Origin of the sequence: Bacteroides intestinalis (genome assembly GCF_003464595.1) — a bacterium.
GTDB classification, from domain to species: domain Bacteria; phylum Bacteroidota; class Bacteroidia; order Bacteroidales; family Bacteroidaceae; genus Bacteroides; species Bacteroides intestinalis_A.
On sequence record NZ_QRZF01000003.1, the window covers coordinates 136,978 to 156,087 of the forward strand.

Annotated in this window: 7 protein-coding genes; 5 read left to right on the forward strand and 2 right to left on the reverse strand. The window is 36.6% G+C overall.

From position 1 onward, the window contains the following. Window positions 1-292: 292 nt before the first annotated feature. Window positions 293-3,520, forward strand: a complete 3,228-nt coding sequence (locus DWW10_RS05405) for a glycoside hydrolase family 2 protein (RefSeq protein ID WP_118487004.1) — start codon at window positions 293-295, stop codon at window positions 3,518-3,520. Between the two features lie 117 nt (window positions 3,521-3,637). On the opposite strand, the gene DWW10_RS05410 is transcribed toward DWW10_RS05405, so the two are convergent. Together DWW10_RS05410 and DWW10_RS05415 are read right to left on the reverse strand one after the other, a co-directional pair. Continuing rightward, complete coding sequence (locus tag DWW10_RS05410) at window positions 3,638-5,701, reverse strand: alginate lyase family protein (protein WP_118421474.1); 2,064 nt, start codon at window positions 5,699-5,701, stop codon at window positions 3,638-3,640. 20 nt (window positions 5,702-5,721) lie between these two features. Next, window positions 5,722-7,197 (reverse strand): sialate O-acetylesterase, encoded by a 1,476-nt coding sequence (locus tag DWW10_RS05415; protein WP_118421475.1) that lies wholly within the window; start codon window positions 7,195-7,197, stop codon window positions 5,722-5,724. A 204-nt stretch (window positions 7,198-7,401) separates the two neighbouring features. On the opposite strand from DWW10_RS05415, the gene DWW10_RS05420 reads away from it, so the two are divergent. The 4 genes from DWW10_RS05420 (at window position 7,402) to DWW10_RS25970 (ending at window position 18,885) form a co-directional block, all read left to right on the forward strand. Then, on the forward strand, window positions 7,402-9,918 hold the full coding sequence (locus DWW10_RS05420; RefSeq protein WP_118421476.1) for an AfsR/SARP family transcriptional regulator: 2,517 nt from the start codon (window positions 7,402-7,404) through the stop codon (window positions 9,916-9,918). A gap of 181 nt (window positions 9,919-10,099) precedes the next feature. Continuing rightward, complete coding sequence (locus tag DWW10_RS05425; RefSeq protein WP_118421477.1) at window positions 10,100-12,010, forward strand: MGH1-like glycoside hydrolase domain-containing protein; 1,911 nt, start codon at window positions 10,100-10,102, stop codon at window positions 12,008-12,010. Window positions 12,011-12,022: 12 nt separating this feature from the next. Beyond that, the gene (locus tag DWW10_RS05430) at window positions 12,023-14,839 is read left to right on the forward strand and encodes a glycoside hydrolase family 31 protein (protein WP_118421478.1); all 2,817 of its coding nucleotides are present in this window, start codon (window positions 12,023-12,025) and stop codon (window positions 14,837-14,839) included. After that, window positions 14,836-18,885, forward strand: a complete 4,050-nt coding sequence (locus DWW10_RS25970; protein ID WP_182021353.1) for a hypothetical protein — start codon at window positions 14,836-14,838, stop codon at window positions 18,883-18,885. Before DWW10_RS05430 ends, DWW10_RS25970 begins: the two co-directional genes overlap by 4 nt. Window positions 18,886-19,110 lie beyond the last annotated feature (225 nt).

Sequence of the window (19,110 nt, forward strand, 5' to 3'; positions counted from 1 at the left end):
GGGTAGTATGCTGAACCTAATTCAGTCGTATAGTGAATGCCATTCAGTCGTATACTGAATAGGGTTCTGTCGTATACTGAATACAGTTGGGTATATCATGTCCATAATCATCAGAAAGATGTTAATTCAACTACTGATTTGCATTATTAACAGAAAAGTTCTGGATTCCGGAGGATTAATGTGTTTTTAATCCAATATTAATTCTGTTTCGGCTTACTTTTTAATGTCACCCTGTTTACTTTGCAGACAGGAAAAACAAATATGTCTAATACCTAATTAATAGTATTCTTAAATGAAACGAAATGCAATTTTATTAAGCTTGTTGACGACTTTGTTCTTGCTGCCGGGAAAGGCAGTGGGGCAAACCACATCGAGCGATGGTAAATTGGTGTATAATTTCCCGTTTGCACCAAGTGAGGGTCTTGTGAATAGAACAGAAAAGGAGTATAGGAAAGAAATCTGTCTGAATGGCTATTGGGATTTCCAACCTGTGGCCTTGCCGGGTAGTTACGTGCAAGGTAAAGGAGTGGCACCGGAATTATCGCTGCCCAAAGAAGGTGCATGGAGTAAAACACGTATAAAGATTCCTTCTCCATGGAATATAAACTCTTTTGCTAACAGAAATGTAGAGGGACCTGATCATCGCAACTACCCGTCTTATCCGAAAGAATGGGAACAAGTGAAAATGGCGTGGATGAAGAAAACAGTAACTATTCCTTATGACTGGAATGGTCAGCAGATAAAATTATATTTTGAAGCTGTAGCCGGCTATACTGAGGTCTATATCAATAAGGAAAAAGTTGGAGAGAATTTTGATCTTTTTCTTCCATTCAGCATAGATATTACGAATAAGGTAGCTGCAGGTGAAACCGCTGAAGTATGGGTGGGAGTTCGTAGTCAATCTTTGTTTGAAAACAACTCTACAATTGGTCGTCGCATTGTTCCTGCCGGTTCTATGTGGGGATATCACATTGCCGGTATCTGGCAGGATGTATACTTGTTGGCATTGCCTAAAGTACATGTGGAAGATGTATATGTGAAACCGTTAGTTTCAAAGAATATGCTCGAACTGGAAGTGACTGTACAGAATAATACGGAAAAAAAGACTGATCTGCAACTTCAAGGTAAGATTAATGAATGGGTAAACCTGGCTGGGACAGATGTTAATTCAGCTCCTGTACCTGCATGGGAACTTGGACAGGAAGCTTTGAAAGTGGTCCCTGTTAAAGTTAGTATCCCTGCCAATGCTTCAACAAAAGTAGTGTTGCAGGTTCCGGTATCCGGTGAGTTGAATTACTGGACTCCTGAACAACCGAATCTTTATGCCGTATTGCTTTCATTGCAGGCTAAGAAAGAAACCCTTGATATGAAATATGAACGTTTCGGATGGCGTGAATGGACATTGCAAGGCACCACACAGTACCTGAATGGTAAACCTTATCAGTTGAGAGGTGATTCCTGGCACTTTATGGGTATTCCGCAAATGACACGCAGATATGCGTGGGCATGGTTTACTGCCATTAAGGGTATGAATGCTAATGCTGTTCGCCCTCATGCACAGATTTATCCTCGTTTCTACATGGATGTAGCTGATGAAATGGGTATCTGCGTATTGAATGAAACTGCTAACTGGGCGAGTGATGGTGGTCCGAAACTGGATTCTGAGCTCTTCTGGGAAGCATCAAAAGAACATTTGAAACGTTTTGTACTCAGAGACCGTAATCATGCCTCTGTCTTCGGCTGGAGTATCAGTAATGAAAATAAACCGGTGATTTTGCATGTCTACAACAGACCGGAATTGATGCCTCAGCAGAAGAAAGCTTGGGAAGATTGGAGAGACATTGTTCGTGCAAACGATCCGACCCGCCCATGGATTTCTGCCGATGGAGAAGATGATGGAGATGGCATCTTGCCGGTTACAGTAGGTCACTATGGTGACATGAACTCAATGAAACATTGGGTTGGAATAGGTAAACCTTGGGGAATCGGTGAACATAGTATGGCGTACTATGGTACACCCGAGCAGGTTGCTAAGTATAATGGTGAAAGAGCTTATGAATCGCAGTTGGGACGTATGGAAGGATTAGCTAATGAGTGCTACCACCTCCTTGCTAACCAGCGTAATATGGGAGCTTCTTACAGTACTGTTTTCAATATGGCATGGTACTCTTTGAAACCGCTGCCGCTGGGAAAGAAAGATATGACTACAGAACCGGATATCAATAAAGATGGTATTTTCTTCACTGATTATAAAGAAGGTGTACCGGGTGTACAACCGGAACGTGTAGGTCCTTATTGTACAACATTCAATCCGGGATATGATCCGAATCTACCTTTGTATGATCCATGGCCTATGTATGATGCTATGCGTGCAGCCAATGCACCGGGACACCCTGCTTGGTCTGCTTACGCTGATATTGACAAAAAAGAATATGAAGCACCGACAGCTACTCCGGCAGAGAAATATAAAGAAGTGATTTTCATAGGCGGAGATGACAGTAAATTGAAAGGTATTCTGGATGCGCAAGGCGTGAAATTTGCTGCAAAGATTACTGCACCTGCACGTATGATCTATATTGTAGATGGTACTTACACTTTGTCTGCTGCTGAAAAGAAGAGTATGTTAGCTAATATTGCTAAGGGTGCTGATGTATGGATTTGGGGATTAACACCTCAGACATTGAATGTATACAATGAGATATTGCCTCTTCCGGTAGCGCTGGACAACCTTAAACGTTCTTCTTTCCTGCCGGTTCAGAAGTCATGGATACGCGGCTTGAATAACTCTGATTTCTATTTCTGCGAACTTCAGAGAGCTGATGCTTCAGAATATTCATTAACAGGTGCGCTGGTAGAAGAAGGAGATGTCTTGCTGAATGCTTGTAAAACAGATTGGAGAGCTTGGAATAAACGTCCGGAGGAAATCAAAACTGCCAGCACGGTGCGGAGTGAGTACGAATGTACAGCTGCTACTCCTGTGTTTGTGAAGTATCGGAAAGATGCCTCTTGTTTCTATATCAGTACCCTGAAAGAATTCACTAACTCTGAAAAGGGATACAATACACTGGGAGTGATTTTAAAGAATGCCGGTATTGATTGTAATGAGATTGAAGTAAAATCAAATGAAGTCTTCTTCTTGCGTGATAATCAATTGGTATTTCCGGTTGCAGCGAAAGAAAAGTTAGTGAAAAAAGCGGATGGATGGGCCTTGGATATCTATGTATTCAGTCCGCGTCCTTTGGATGACTTGCTGATTGAACCGAATATGCCGAAGCTGACTTTGGTTGTGAAAGCAAAAGAATGCCAGCTTGCTATTAATGATAAAGCATATGCAGTTGCTTCGCAAAATAGGCATGAGGCTACTTATAAAGAACTGCCCTTGCTGCAAGGTTGGAATAAGGTGAGCATAAAAATAGGAGAAAGAGATAAAAATGAATTCAGTGGTAACTTTAGATGTGATAACAGAAATGAATTCCTTTCTTCGTTGAAGATTATGTTTGTTAATCCTGAAGCGAAATGATTATAGATAATGATTAGAAAGATGTAGTTTTTAATAGGTTCTTTTTTGATAAGTTCAGTGTTGCAATCCAGTGTAGTGCGAGATAATTCGCATAGCACTGGATTGCTTATTTATTTTTTATTCTTTATAGTTATGGCGGCTTATGTTATCTTTAATACTTGGTTGGATGGCCGTTCTTGCATCGATACCATAACATCTGTTATTTTGTACAGTGTTATGATGGATTGTTATATCTTTGCAGTTATTCATTTGCTTTTCGATAAATATCCCATTTTCTCCATTTCCTTCAGCGAGGCTGTTGATTATAGCTATTTGGCTACTTTCTGCACATCGTATACCTGAGAGTCCATTACGAGCCATCTCCGAATGAATTGCTTTTACATTCACACAGAAGGTAACGTTTATGCCATTTCCATAGGGAGAGGTATCAAAACGACTACTTGTTATTTCACAATTGGTAATGTATGATAAATGAAGATTGTGGTGAAATCCGGCACCCGGCACTACACTGGCTCCATTATCACTGAAATCACATTGGTGAATGCGAATGTTTTTTCCACTGACTATTGCTACACCATTTTTTGTGAAATTCTGTACTGTAATATTTTCCAAAACAACATTCTGTATACCATCTTTCTCTTTGGATTTGAGAATGATACCTTCCCGGCTGGGAGCATTCATATATGAACGGCTTCGACGGTCATGATTAGGATCGGCATTTTCGATAACTTTAATGGCTCCTTCTACTAAAAGATCGCGAATGGTGACATCAGAAAGGATATCTTCTCCATTAATGATTGCAGTTTCAGTACGTGGAGAGGGAAAGATTATTGTTTCACGTCCCTTGCCGGCAAGGAGAGTTCCACTGTATATTTTAAGAGGAGCATCCAAAGTATGTACTCCTGCTTCCAGAATAATCCATTTACCAGTATTTCTGTTGGAGTTTATAGCCTCTTGTATAGATTCTCCCGGTTTTAGATGGATACTATTGGCAGGGAGCTGTTTCGATTTACCTTTTAAAGCCCCGATTATAGTTGGTTTCAGAAAGTTATCGGATCCTGTAAAGATAGAAGGTTGTGTAGAGACATTGGAAATTGGAGCTTTTACAGCTGTCAGAAAGCCTACTGACGATTTGGAACGAGTGTGTTCTTTTATCGCTTTCTCAGTATATGGCAATATTACACCTCTTACATTTTTATAATGATGATATATGGATTCATAAATATCCCTGAATTTATCGTTATCTCTATCTGTAAAAACTCCAAATAAATCGATATGCTCTCCTAACATGAAACGTGCGGTATATTCGAATCCTTGTGCTAATCTATCATCGGCTACACTGTAAAAGTCTAACCCCTGCGTGTTGGCTGTTTGTGCAGCTTTGGCAAATTCACCTATGCCCAATTGTACATGCCCCCAGTCTCGTGTAGTTTCCTGACATTGCCCTCCAGGGTAGAGATACCGGGTGATACCAGAATTTCCTTCTCCCCAGTAAAATCGTTCTATTGCACGGTTGAATATATCATGGTTGTCGGTAAAAATGCCAATACACATGATGGTACTGATCATAGATGCATCCCAGTTACCATTGGCTTCAGTGAAAAAGTCTTTAATAGTGGGGTAAAAGACTGTAAGAACCATTTGTGTAAATTGTTGTAAGTCTTTGGAAGTCCAACCGGAATCGGTATATTTTAATATTTCGGCTGCGTTAAGGTAGTAATATCCGAAAAGCCCAACATTCAATTTGGCATTGTTTGCATCGAATCCGCGGAGCAAGTAGCTCCATGCATTCAAAATTTCGATAGTTTTTTGTGCGTAAGCCCTGTCCTTAGTAATATACCACATCAATGCATGATTATATGCCATCTCGGCACTTTCGGAGAATTCACGCCCGCCAATGCTATTTGCGCCGTAAGGGCCAACGGATATTTCGGTACATGGACTGGGGATGAAATCTAAAGAGGCGCTTTTCTTTAAGTTTTCGTAGGCTTTTTTCCAGGGCTGTATGCCTTTTAGTACCATTTCACGCATATAATCAAGATCTTGTTTACTTTGCGCCATTCCGGGATGTATAAAAGCTTGAGTCAGGAATTCCGTTTTGGATTCCTTCTCACCTGAGGCTGATATGCTGTATATTGAACTGCATAACAGACATACTAATAAGAATATTTTCTTTTTCATGCTTTTTATGTGATTATGATTTACCAGTTATCGGTTCTGAATGGAGCCACGGGAATGCCATAGATATTGAATACACTTGCCTTTGTGTAGTTTTTATAGGCGTATCGCACTGCAACTGGATTTGGAACTTTATCACATGATACAGCGAGTCGAGTCGTCTTAGTTTCTATTTCAGCATAGGCAGGGTAGAAGACTTTATCTTCACCAGCAATTTCGAATCCTTCAAGTGGAGTCCACATCGGACAGAGTCCACGTTGTGCATTATCTACATTGATATATATCTTATTGCCAGATATTTCCATTGATTTATAAATGGGAGTGGCGTAACCAAATCCTTTTCGTCCATATGTTTGGGAAAGGGCCCAAAGAGCCAAACGATTTCCCACAGTTTCTTTATCCATTGGATGAATGAATACCGGATGTCCGATATCTAAGGTAGTGACCATTCCACTGTTGGGAATATCTTTCATATTTTGCTGTTGAACTTCACGCATGCGGGCTGCTGAGGTACCATCAGCGCCTTCGTAATTGAAAGGTGCTATTTCCACGAAATAAAAAGGAAATTCTCCGATATTCCATTTACTGCGCAGGTCTTTGACAAAAGCTGGCATTAAACTTTTGTATAAGTCTGCATTATCGCGGTTACTTTCACCTTGATACCAGAGAAAGCCTTTTATAGTGTAATTTGTGAAAGGTGCAATTTTCCCGTTATATAGTACGCAAGGGGTGGCTGTAATATTTTTTATAGGTTCATCATTGTCGAGTATAGATAAGTCGATGCTTTTGAAGGGCGTTATTGCTTCCCTGCTCATCCATGCTTCTACTTTTGAACCTCCAAGTGAAGATACGATGATACCGACCGGTACTTCCAGTACTTCTTGGATATATTTGGCAAAAAAGTAAGCAGCTGCGCTTGTGTGAGATACGTTGCTTGGACTATTTTCTAACCATTCGCCTTTACAGTCTTCCTGTGGAGTTTTGCTGAATTGTCGTACCCATCTTCCATCTTTTGAGTCGGTATTATAAATACGAATTGGAGTAGACACTTTAGCTTTTGCAATAATGTCATTTGTACCCTGCGTTGGTTGGCGATCGAAGCCACTCATGGGCATTTCCATATTTGACTGGCCGGAGCAGAACCAGACTTCACCTATTAGTATGTTTTTCAGTGTTAAGGTTTCTCCATCGCTAAATGATATCTCATAGGGGCCACCGGCCACTGGTGTAGAAACAACTAAGAGCCATTTTCCTTGTTGGTCAGTAGCTGTTTTGTATGACTTATTATTCCATGATGTTTTTACAGTAACGAAAGAGTTTTCTTTGGCATTACCCCAAAGTTTAACATTTGATTGTTGTTGTAATACCATGTTGCTGTTAAGTACAGAGGGCAGTTTGACTTTGGCTTCTACAGATGTAGAGATAGAAAGAAAATGTACTAATAGTAAAAAAGTAAATAACGATCTTACTTTCATGTAATTAAAAAAAAGTTTTTTCATAATACAGTTTTAATTTGATAAATAGAACGATCTTTTTTATTCTTTGTAACAAAAGTAAATTGAAGATATTACTTCCTTGATTAATTTGTTATTAATTTACGCATAATATCAGTTTAATTGAGCTCTAATTCCAAATTCTCGTATCCTTTATTTGTAATGGACGATTTTTTGTTACCTTTGCAGTGTGTTCTTTAACGACATACTATGAAAAGTAAATTGCTAATTTGGATATTATTATTCTTCTCATTTGGGTATTTGGAAGTGTTGGCTTCTATAGATTATGGCCTACATTTCAAATCTCATTCTGTGCCTGGTAATGAACGTACTTCTTTGTCTCTTGATGAGAATGTTCCTTTCCATATAAAAAATGAATTTATTATTGATTTTCAAATGTGGGTTCGTAATGAACCTGATTTTGGTGCTATTCTTCATTTGTGTACCAATGAAAATCAATTTCTTCATTTTGTATTTGCAGCAGGTGATAATAATCGGAATTTTCCAGCTCTTGTATTCAATGAAGGGATGTTTGCTATTAATACCAATATAGAAAAAGGTAAATGGATCCCTGTCTCTTTGCACCTTAATATAGAAGCAAATCAGATTGATTTGAAGTATGATAGTAAAGATACTACAATGGTAGTGCCTTTGCGTGGAACTAAGGATATAACGGTCTCGTTTGGAAAATCTCCATATTTTTCAGCCGATGTAGCTCCAATGAATATTAGAGATGTAAAGATTACCCGTGATGGAGAATTGATTAGATATTGGAAGTTATGGAAACATAATGGTGATGTTTGTCTTGACGAAGAAGAAGGAGCTGTGGCATTGGCGTCCTATCCTTCATGGTTAATTGATAATCATATTGAGTGGAAGAAAATATATGCTGAAAGAAGCTCAGGTCGTTTAGATATTGCCTTTAATGCTCGTGATGCTTCGTTTTATCTTATAAGACGAGATAATATAGACATATTGAATGGAATTTCTTGTGATTTGAACAAAAGACCTATTGTGGAGGGATACCCAGCTATGGAGTATACGGATCATATGGTTTACGATACTTTGACTAATCAGTTACTTTCTTATTCTTTACATGAGAAATTGGTTTCTGCTTTGTCTGTCAATGAGGGAAAATGGAGTTTAAATGAAAGACATTTGGATGAGCCTCGTTATTATAACCATGCACGTACATTTAATCTTTCTGATTCTTCATTTTACTTTTGGGGGGGATATGGGTTTTATCAATATCGGAATAATTTATATCGCTTAAAAGTGGGTATGAAGCAAGTCGAAGAAGTGACATATACCCCTGTTATTTCTCCTCGTTATTCATCTGCTGCTACTGTAGTAGGTGATGAATTGTACATTTTTGGTGGTCGTGGAAATAAGCAAGGAAAGCAAGAGTTTAATGCTCACTTTTATTATGAATTATGTGCTATTAATTTAAAAACAGGAAAGTCCCGTAGTATATGGAGGAAAAAACAAGCTACAGATGTACTATTGATGGCATCTACTATGTATTTTGAACCTTCGGATAGCTCTTTTTATGCTGTTAGTATGAAAGGTGGAGGAAGCTTGTGGAAGGTTTTTATGAATGATTCTGCTTGGGTAGAGATATCCAAACCTATTCATAATGATTTAGTTTACCAGGACTGCGATTTTAGTTTTTACTCATCACCAGCTCATCATAAGCTATATTTGGTAATAGATAAGATTTTGAGTGATCGTACACATGATGTAGCTATTTACTCTATTAATACTCCTTTATTGAATGATAATGAGATAGTTCAGATTGTAAATGATAATTCGGTTCCAAGATGGCTATGGTATTCGTGTGGTATATTGTTATTAGGGGGGGCGATATTCCTTTTCTACCGAATAAAGCATAATAGAGTAGGAGTTAGAGTTGAAGATATAAAAGAAGATACTCCTCGAATGGAGCCTGTTGTTAATGAAACGATAGAGGGAGTAGAGGTCGTGAAAAAATATTTTGATCGTAGTCGCTCAGCAATATCTTTGTTGGGTACATTTAATGTTCGTGATAAAGATGGTAATGATATAACCGGAGCTTTTACACCACGATTGAAAAGTTTGCTTATATTACTTGTGCTTTATACGGAAAAAAATAAGCAAGGTATACTGACTAAAAAAGCAACGGATATTCTATGGTCGGATAAAGAAGAAGAAGCTGCTCGTAATAATCGTAATGTGACTTTGCGTAAGTTACGTGTGCTGTTGGAAAAAGTAGGTGATGTGGAAGTTGTTAGTGATGCAGGATTTTTGTGTATTCGATGGGGAGAGGGAGTGTTCTGTGATTATTGGGTAGTATTAGATTGTATTCGTCAATTTAAGGAAAATGGTGAGCATGGGGATGATGAACTCTTAAATCAGATACTTGAAATTTTGTTGTACGGTCCATTGTTATCAAATACTATCGTTGATTGGTTAGATGAGTTTAAAGATTCTTATTCCAGTCTTTCTATTGATTTGCTAAGGAATTTGTTGGAATTACAGCGTAACGATTATGATACAGTGTTGCGTATTGCCGATATATTGTTCTTACATGATCCTCTGAACGAAGAAGCATTAGCTGCTAAATGTTCTATTCTCTTTATACAAGGTAAAAAGGGTATTGCAAAGAGTGTGTATGACCGTTTCTGTAAAGAGTATAAGGACTCATTGGGAGAAGAGTATAAAGTTCCTTTATGTAATTTATACAGGTGATAAATAAATGCTAAAGTAAGAAAAGCGCTTAATCGTAATGATTAAGCGCTTTTTTAATGTTCAATTAATAAGTGATAGCTCTGTTTTTTAAGATTAGGCCTTTTATTTTGCATTTGTGAAGGTATTCTTGGAAACCTTCTAAATGAAAAGTTGAAATAATATATAATTTAGTATTTAAGCTATGAAAAAGTACTTGTCAATTGGATTGTTTTTATTAGGACTGTTTATTCATCCTAATAAAGCTATTTCTGGTAATACTCCTGAAGAATTATATGAGAATTTGCAAAAGCAATTAGCTGTCGGTTGGAATACCTGGGATACTCGTAGCGTACTGACTCATGTATTTCTTCCTTATGGTTTTGCTGTCGATTTAAATATAATGGATATAGATGGGAGTCGGGTGAAGAAGTTTAGAATCGGAGACAGGGCTAAGGGAGCGCCGTTATTGCAACCGGGTCCCCATTCATTTGATGGAGCTTATACAAAGATAACTGTAGATTGGCGTGGATATAAGTTGCAAGTAGAAAGTGCTGCTGTGGGATTTAAAAATGTAATTCTGATTAAACCGCTGACAGGAACAAAGAGAGGAGGGCGATTGGTCGTTATACCTGAGAGTCTTTGGAAACGTGGAAATACGCTTACTGTAGATAACCTCGGATTTACGCTAGCATCACGTGACAAAGCTGTTGAAATAAAAACTTATATAGAGGGGGAACTTAAGGGGAAAAATGGGAGAGAATTTATTTTGTCTTTGGATACTCCGATTGCTATCTGCTGTGGCGAAAAAATGAATTTAGATCATGCTATGGCTTTTATAAATGATCGTGCCCAGGATTTTGTTCATTCTAATCAAAAATGTTTTGGTGAAAATTATGATTGCTATAATGCGATGCAGAGTGTTTTGGCTTGGGATAATATTTATGATCCTAGTATTAGAAAAGTTATTACCCCTGTGAGTCGGATTTGGAGCTCTGAATGGTTTGCTAGTGAAGACTTTGGCGGGTTCACTTTGTTCTGTTGGGATACTTATTTTGCATCGATGATGCTTGCTGTTGGTAATAAGGAACTAGCTTACGCAAATGCTGTAGAGATAACCAAGGCGATAACAGAGAGTGGGTTTGTTCCTAATTGTTTTTATAGTAATAATTTTAAGTCAAGAGATCGTTCCCAGCCTCCTGTCGGTTCTTTAGCTGTTTGGACAATATACAAACAATATCAAGAAAAATGGTTCTTGGAATTATTGTATAAGGAATTGTTGACTTGGAATCGTTGGTGGAATCAAAATAGAGAGTATGAAGGATTATTATGTTTGGGTAGTAACCCCTATGAAAAAGTTACTTATTTCAGATCTGAATTTGATACAAATTGTCATTATGGTGCAGTCTTGGAATCAGGACTAGATAATTCTCCAATGTATGATGGAGTGCCTTTTAATAAGCAAAAACATTTGCTGGAACAGCATGATGTGGGTATGTCTTCTTTATATATAATGGATTGTGATTATTTGGCTTTGATAGCGGAAGAACTTGGGCATAAAGAAGATGTAATTGAACTTAGAAATCGCGCAAAATATTATCGGAATAATTTAGAAGGATTGTGGGATGAGAAAACAGGCTTTTATTATAATCGCTCTACTCAAAACATGAAATTTAATTATCGTACCTCACCGACTTGCTTTTATCCGTTGTTGGCAAAAGTGCCTACCCAGAACCAAGCTGAAAGAATGATAAAAGAGCATTTACTGAATACAGATGAGTTTTGGGGAGAATATGTTATCCCTTCTGTACCAAAGAATGATCCCGCATTTAAAGATAATGAGTATTGGAGGGGACGTATATGGGCTCCGCTGAATTTCTTGGTTTATCTGGGATTGAATAACTATAAATTTTCGGAAGTACGGCATGTTTTTGCTGAAAAATCTAAAAAATTATTATTGAAATCCTGGTTATCGCATGGGTATGTTTTTGAGAATTATAATGCTCTCACTGGAGAAGGTGATGATGTCTTGAGGAGTGATAAGTTCTATCATTGGGGGGCATTATTGGGGTATATTTCTCTTATAGAGAATGGAGTTGTAAGTAAATGTAATTAATAATGGTGGATTATGAAAAATATTATTTTGATTATCAGTTTCTTGTTTTATTCTGTTTCTATTGTGTATGCTCAAGAACAGTCTTTTTTTAAGAATTCTTGGAAAGGAGACATGACTTTTGTTACGCAAGAAAAAGGAAGTTTGGAAATATCATCTATTACTGCACCTGAAATGTGTTGGCATTTGGATGCTTCTTCTAAAAGGGTAAGTATATATAGAGATGTGCAGTTAAATAGTATAAATGGGACAGTTTGGTGTAGCTTTTTGGTATTAAAAGAAAAAGGTAATTCACGGTTAGGCTTTTCTTTAGAGAAAGGTGTTGAGGAAAGAATATTTGTAGAGGCTAAGCAGACGCGGGAACCTCAGTTAGTTGTGGTACGTATTGATTTTTCTGATGAACCTGATAAGGTTGATAAAGCATATGTTTTTTATAGTCCTACTGCTGCTGCCGTTCCTGACTTGGAAAATGCTGAATATACCTTATCTGGTAAATTTGATTTTAATCGTATTAAAATCCTAGCAGAGAAGGGAAGTAAGGGAATTTTTACTGATGTTTCTTTGGGTAAGAATTATCATGATGTAGTACGTCCTAATACACTACAAGTTACTAATAGAGAAGGGCAGTCGCAAACTGTACTTTCTTGGGAGAAAAAACAACAGGCTTTGTGGGTTCAGACATCGGGTGGGATTTTATATTTGCAACCCTATAGTATAGGGAGTATGCATGTGATGTTCGGTTCTGAATATGAAATAAAAGAATATAAGAGTGTTGCTGTAACTCAACAGTCAAAAGTAGCAGAGTTTAGTGTGGAAGATACTCAGAAAGAGATAGTATTACGTTCTCCTCGTTTTTCTGTTACTGTGAATAAGAAGAAAGGATATATCAGTCTTCTTGATGTATCTGGAAAAGTATTATTAAAAGAATTTCCAGAAAAAGCGAGGATGAATGTATGTGGAGATTCTGTCAGTGCATATTGTAAGTTCCAGTTACGGGATGAAGAAGCTTTGTATGGTTTAGGTCAATTTAGGGATAATTTAATGAATTTACGGAATGCCAAACGAGAACTAGTTCAGTTTAATACACAAGCTGCTGTGCCGATTATTTATTCTACTGGTGGTTGGGGAATATTTTGGGATAATCCTTCACGGACCGTTTATACGGATGATAATACCGGGATGAGTTTAGTTTCTGATTATGGTAAAATTGTTAACTATTACCTTTTTGTTGGTGATAAAATAGATGACTTAGTGGGCAGCTATCGCTCTTTAACGGGAGTTGCTCCGATGTTACCCGATTGGGCTTTAGGCTATCATCAGAGCCGAAATCGTTATGCTACGCAAAAAGAAGTGATGGATGTTGTGAAGAGAATGAAGAAAGAAGATATTCCTGCCAGTACTATTTTTATAGATTATCATTATTGGGGTAAATATGGAACAGGTTCACATCGGTTTGACGAGGCACTATTTCCTGATATTCCTTCAATGTTAGATAGTCTCCATAATGTTTATGATATTAAGGTAGTTCTCACAATGTGGCCTAGTTTCAAACCTGGTATTCCTAATTATAATGAGATGTCGCAAAAAGGGTATATTTTGGAGGGCGCAAAAGCTATTGATGGCTATATATATGATACTTTTAATCCGAATGCTGCTAAAATGTATTGGGATAAAGTATCTTCTTTAGTCAATCTCAATATTGACGGTTGGTTTTTGGATGGGCCGGAGCCTGATCATATAGCTTCGTACTTACCACTTAATACATATGCTGGGTCAGCTCAGAAGGTACGAAATATATATCCTTTAGTTCATGCATCACATTTCTATAAAGGAATAACCGAGGCTCGCCCAAATATTCGTCCTTATTTGCTGACCAGATGTGCCTGGGCTTCTCAGCAAAAGTGGGGTACAGCTGTATGGTCAGGTGATATTCCAGCAACATTTACCGAGTTACAAACGCAAGTAACAGCAGGATTAAACTTTACAGCAACAGGAATTCCCTATTGGACTACAGATATTGGTGGCTATTCAGGGGGAGATCCTTCTAAAAAAGATTATCAAGAGTTATTTGTACGCTGGTTTCAGTATGGAACATTCTGTCCGGTTTTTCGTTCTCATGGACGCCGCTATCCGGGAGATACAAAAGCACCTAATGAATTATGGGCATATGGGCCTGAAGTACAACGTATATGTACTGATTTTATAAAGTTAAGATATCGACTATTACCTTATATTTATACTTTATCAGGTAAAGTTACTCATGAGCATTATACACCAATGCGATTACTTGCTTTCGACTTTGCTCAAGATGAAAATGTGTTAAATTGTAAAGATCAGTTTATGTATGGTCCAGCTCTCTTAGTTTGTCCCATTTTGACGGCAGGAGCAATATCTCGCTCTGTATATTTGCCACAAGGACATATGTGGAGGGACTTTTGGACAGGAACTATATATAATGGGGGAACTACTATTGAAGCGAAAGCATCTCTGGATAAAATACCTTTGTTTGTAAGATCAGGTTCTATTATACCTTATTATACTTCTGTTGAGAAAAATATAGATACTAATGTTCCGCTTGAGATTCATGTCTTTGATGGGGAAAATACAAGCTTCGATTTATATGAAGATGATGGTGAGACTTTGGATTATAAAAATGGAGATTATAGTATTATTCCGTTTAAATGGAATGAATATACAAAGGAATTTATAATTGGAGCCCGAATGGGAAATTATGCAATGAAAGACAGGGACTTTATCATTAAGTTAAATGGTGGAGATGTGGTAAAGAGAATAAGATATAGCGGTAAAGAAATGAAAATTATATTGAAATGATTTTTAGGAAGTTTATAATAGTCAGTCTCTTTTTCTTTTCTTTTTTTGCAAATCTTTTTGCAAGTGGAAATATCAGGGGATGGGTTATTCTGTCTGATAATATGGATCATGCTATCCAGACAATTAGAACGGCAAAGGAGTATGATATCAACCAGCTCCAATTATCTCATGAAATTATTCATGATCTAAAAGCTATTAGAGAAAAGAAAGTATGTGAACAGGTTAATAAACTTATTCATTTTGCACATTTACAAGGCATTGAAGAGGTTCTACTTTGGGATCATAGTCTATATTCTTTGGATTATTATCCATCGTGTTTTAGAACAGGTCCTAACGGAACAATCAATTTGGACAATCCTAAATTTTGGGAATGGTTTAAGGAGGATTATCGCCGGATGCTTAATCTGGCACCTGAAGCAGATGGACTTGTTTTAACATTTATTGAGACTGGAGCTTATGTAGAGAAACAGTATTCGATGAGCATGAAAACACCTGAAGAAAAATTGGCTGCAGTTGTTAATGCAATCTCTGATGTGGTTATAGGAGAAAGAAGCAAAAAACTCTATATCCGTACTTTTGCTTATTCGGAGGAAGAATATAAGGGTACTGTTGGGTGCATAGAACATATAAAAAGCGATGAGGTAATTTTAATGATGAAAGAAACACCTCATGATTTCTTCTTGACCCATCCTGATAACTCCTATATTAGAAAAATGAATAAACCTACAATTGTTGAGTTTGATTCTGGTAATGAATACAGTGGACAAGGAGTGGTTGCTAACACATGGCCTGAATATACTATGAAAAGATGGGGTAGTTATATTAACTGTCCTAATGTTGTTGGATATGTTGCACGAACGGATCGTTATGGAAATACCAGTATATTAGGAACTGCCAATGAAATTCAATTATATGCATTGAAACGGATGACAGAAGAACAAACGGTATCTGCAATGCAAATATATGATGAATTTATTACATCAAAATATGGTGAAGCAGCTTTATTGCCCATTAGAAAAGCTTTCCAAAATGCATACGATATAGTTACATCTGTTTTTTATACTTTAGGGACAAATTTGACGGATCATTCTTCTTTAAATTATGAAAATAATAAATGGGGATATAGTAGACATGTATCAGGAAGATGGATTGATCCACCTATGGTGCATGTAGAACATAATATAAATAAAACATTTCACTATTGGAAAGATATTATAAATCATATTACTCCTGTGCATCTTAAATCGTTGTCATCCCCATTAGCTGTTGAAGTAAAAACTGTATTTGATAATCAATGGATCGACTCTGGTGAAAAAATGGATAGTGTATATTATAATTATATTGTAACTGAAAAGCAATATGGAGTTCAACTTGCTTCTGAAGCATTATCTGAAATTGAAAAAGTAAAACCATTATTAAAAGCTACAACATATAATGAATTATATCAGCTTTTTTATCGTACTTATTTAACGGCGTGTTTGCATGAAGCTGTATGTGTAGCATATTATGGTTCTAGGATATATGTAAGAGATGAATGTTTTCATCCTAAAGGTTTGAAGAATGGTATTCTTTTATCTTTAATGAAAATTGAACAAGTCTCAAAAGAAATGAATTTGCTAGCGAATACATATCCTATAGGTCAATATAATTGGTTGAATGATGCTAAAACAGCTTTGCAATACAGAGAAAAAAATCTGCAAATAATGAAAGAGCATGATTCAAAGTTTAGTATTGATGAAGGAAGTTTATCAAAGGCAGAATATTTTTCTTGGATAAATAATACTAATGAAGGAGCTACGGAATCTCAGACATTAGCTAATTTGAATTTTTTTGAATGGCTTCATCAAGAATACGGAATGCAGTTGGATATATATGCTTTTGATGCAGGGTTAATTGATGGCAAGAATTGTTATGGGAATATGAACTCACAGAGGTTTAAGGAAAAATTTCCTGAAGGATTAGATGCTGTTTATTCAAAAGCTAAAGAAAATGGAATGCGCTTAGGACTTTGGGGAGGCCCAGATGGGTTTGGAGATACTACTGAAAGTGCAGAGGAAAGAAAAAACATGTTAGTTTCACTTTGTTGCAACTATGATTGGGCTCTTTTCAAATTCGATGCTGTTTGTGGTCCATTGAGAGAAGAGAAAGAAGATCTATTTGTAGATATGATTAGGGAATGCAGGAAATATTCTCCGGATTTAGTTCTTCTAAATCATCGTTTGGGATTAAAAAAAGCAGAACAATGTGCGACAACTTTTTTATGGGAGGGTAAAGAGAGCTATACTGATGTAAACTCTTTTAATACCTATACAGCTCCTCACAATAGAGCAGGAGCATTAGAAAGAGGAATTGTTCCTGATTTGAAAAGACTAACAGAAGATCATGGGGTTTGTCTTTCTTCTTGCTTAGATTATTGGGAAGATGAACTTGTATTACAGGCATTTAATAGGGCTTTGATACTTTCTCCTCAAATATATGGTAATCCTTGGTTGTTATCAGATGGGGAGTTTTCTAAATTAGCACGAATTTTTAATTTGCATCGAAGATTTTCGAAGTTGTTAGTGAATGGTATGGAACTACCTATGACTTATGGGAAATATGCAGTTTCGAGGGGAGATGACCAGACGAGGTTAATAACATTGAGAAATCTAACTTGGCAGCCTCAGAAAGTCAATATTAAATTAGATCATGAGATTGGTTTGGAAGAATGTAAATATGTAAAGTGCCGACTATTTCATCCTGTTGAAAAAATATTTGGAGTTTATGAATATGGCGAATCTGTGGAAGTAACAGTATTGCCATTTAGATCGATGTTATTTTATGCTTCTGCAGATGAGAGTATAGACGGTATTGGAATTGAAGGCACTGATTTTGAAATAATAAAAGATGTAATAGGACAACCAATTGAAATAAGTCTATTAGGATTTACAGGAACACAAACGCATATTAAATTAAATAATTTATCCAATATTGAAAAAATAGAAATGGATGGACAAGATGTTACAAAGAAATTGAATAACTCGAATGGGATGAATATAAGCTTTGCAGGGGATAAATATTCAAAGTTTTACCACCGAAAAATAGCTGATTTATCTCCTAGCTCTATGCCTTATGATGCAAATTCCTTATATGAATCTACTGTATTTGCTGCAGATAATAATGCAATGGAAGTTCGTTCTCTATATCGTTCGGGAATAACAAAATTTAATCAGGTAGAGGCTGCTCGCAATGCATTCTTTAATCAGTCTACTTTTATAAATCGAGGCATTTGGGATAAATACTTATTTGATGGTAACATGAAGACAGGCTTTTGGCCATCAAGAAGAAAAGGGGATATTCGAATAAAGGGTGGTTGCTTTCGTTTGGATCTTGGAGAGAACTTATTGGTGGATAGCATTCTAATGAGAGTAAACAGCGAATATGAATTGCAACCTTTATTAATTGATGAAGGTAATATCGCTTATATCTCATGCGATCTAAAAAGTTGGGAATCTATGCCTTTTAGGGCTGGTACAACTATAAATTTGAAAATAGGAAAGAAGATGAGATATCTTAAAATGAAACCTTTTCCCGATGCAATAGCCGAAGTAGAAGTTTATACTGATGGAAGAAAGATAGAATCTAGTAAGTTTAGAGCCAATAATCTTTTTGCAGATAGCTCTGTTATGCAGTGTGCTGGTGCTTGGAAAACAACATTTCAGTTAGATGAGGTTGCTCCTAATAGTCGCATTTGTGTAGCCATTAATGGGAAACATGGTATTGAGGGAGCATATGTTGCATTAAAAGTGGATGACCAATATATAGGAGCATCTTCTAGAGCAACTTCGTATCCTGCTAATCCATGGGAAAATACGACTATACAATCTGATTCCAACTATACTTATTTCTTTGAGATTGATGAGAAATTTGAGAACAAAAATATAGAAGTATACTTATTGGCTTATGATTCAAATAAGCTTTCTCTACATCCAGAAGTCTGGATAACAGCTTATCCGATCCCTTATGAAAAAAAGACATTAGTGATTCATCAGAAAACTGTAAAATAGCTGGTTTAAAGTAACACGAGTAGTGTTGAATGCGGAAATATGTTGATTTGATCTTAGTTATCTTATAATGTTAGTAAAGAGGCAGTTCTTTTTTTAATTTAATTCAAAATTAAGCATCAGATAAGCGAGATATCACTTAATTTTTAATCTCGAGTATATAAATTTGTCGTATCAAAGCGATAATAATAGGCTCAATAATAAGTTCTTTTTAGGTAATATAAAAGA

What these genes read in the sequence shown, in the direction of transcription:
- DWW10_RS05420 (WP_118421476.1), top strand. Translation starts at nt 7,402, where the DNA reads ATGAAAAGTAAATTGCTAATTTGGATATTATTATTCTTCTCATTTGGG.
- DWW10_RS05430 (WP_118421478.1), top strand. Translation starts at nt 12,023, where the DNA reads ATGAAAAATATTATTTTGATTATCAGTTTCTTGTTTTATTCTGTTTCT.
- DWW10_RS05405 (WP_118487004.1), top strand. Translation starts at nt 293, where the DNA reads ATGAAACGAAATGCAATTTTATTAAGCTTGTTGACGACTTTGTTCTTG.
- DWW10_RS25970 (WP_182021353.1), top strand. Translation starts at nt 14,836, where the DNA reads ATGATTTTTAGGAAGTTTATAATAGTCAGTCTCTTTTTCTTTTCTTTT.
- DWW10_RS05415 (WP_118421475.1), bottom strand. Translation starts at nt 7,197, where the DNA reads ATGAAAAAACTTTTTTTTAATTACATGAAAGTAAGATCGTTATTTACT.
- DWW10_RS05425 (WP_118421477.1), top strand. Translation starts at nt 10,100, where the DNA reads ATGAAAAAGTACTTGTCAATTGGATTGTTTTTATTAGGACTGTTTATT.
- DWW10_RS05410 (WP_118421474.1), bottom strand. Translation starts at nt 5,701, where the DNA reads ATGAAAAAGAAAATATTCTTATTAGTATGTCTGTTATGCAGTTCAATA.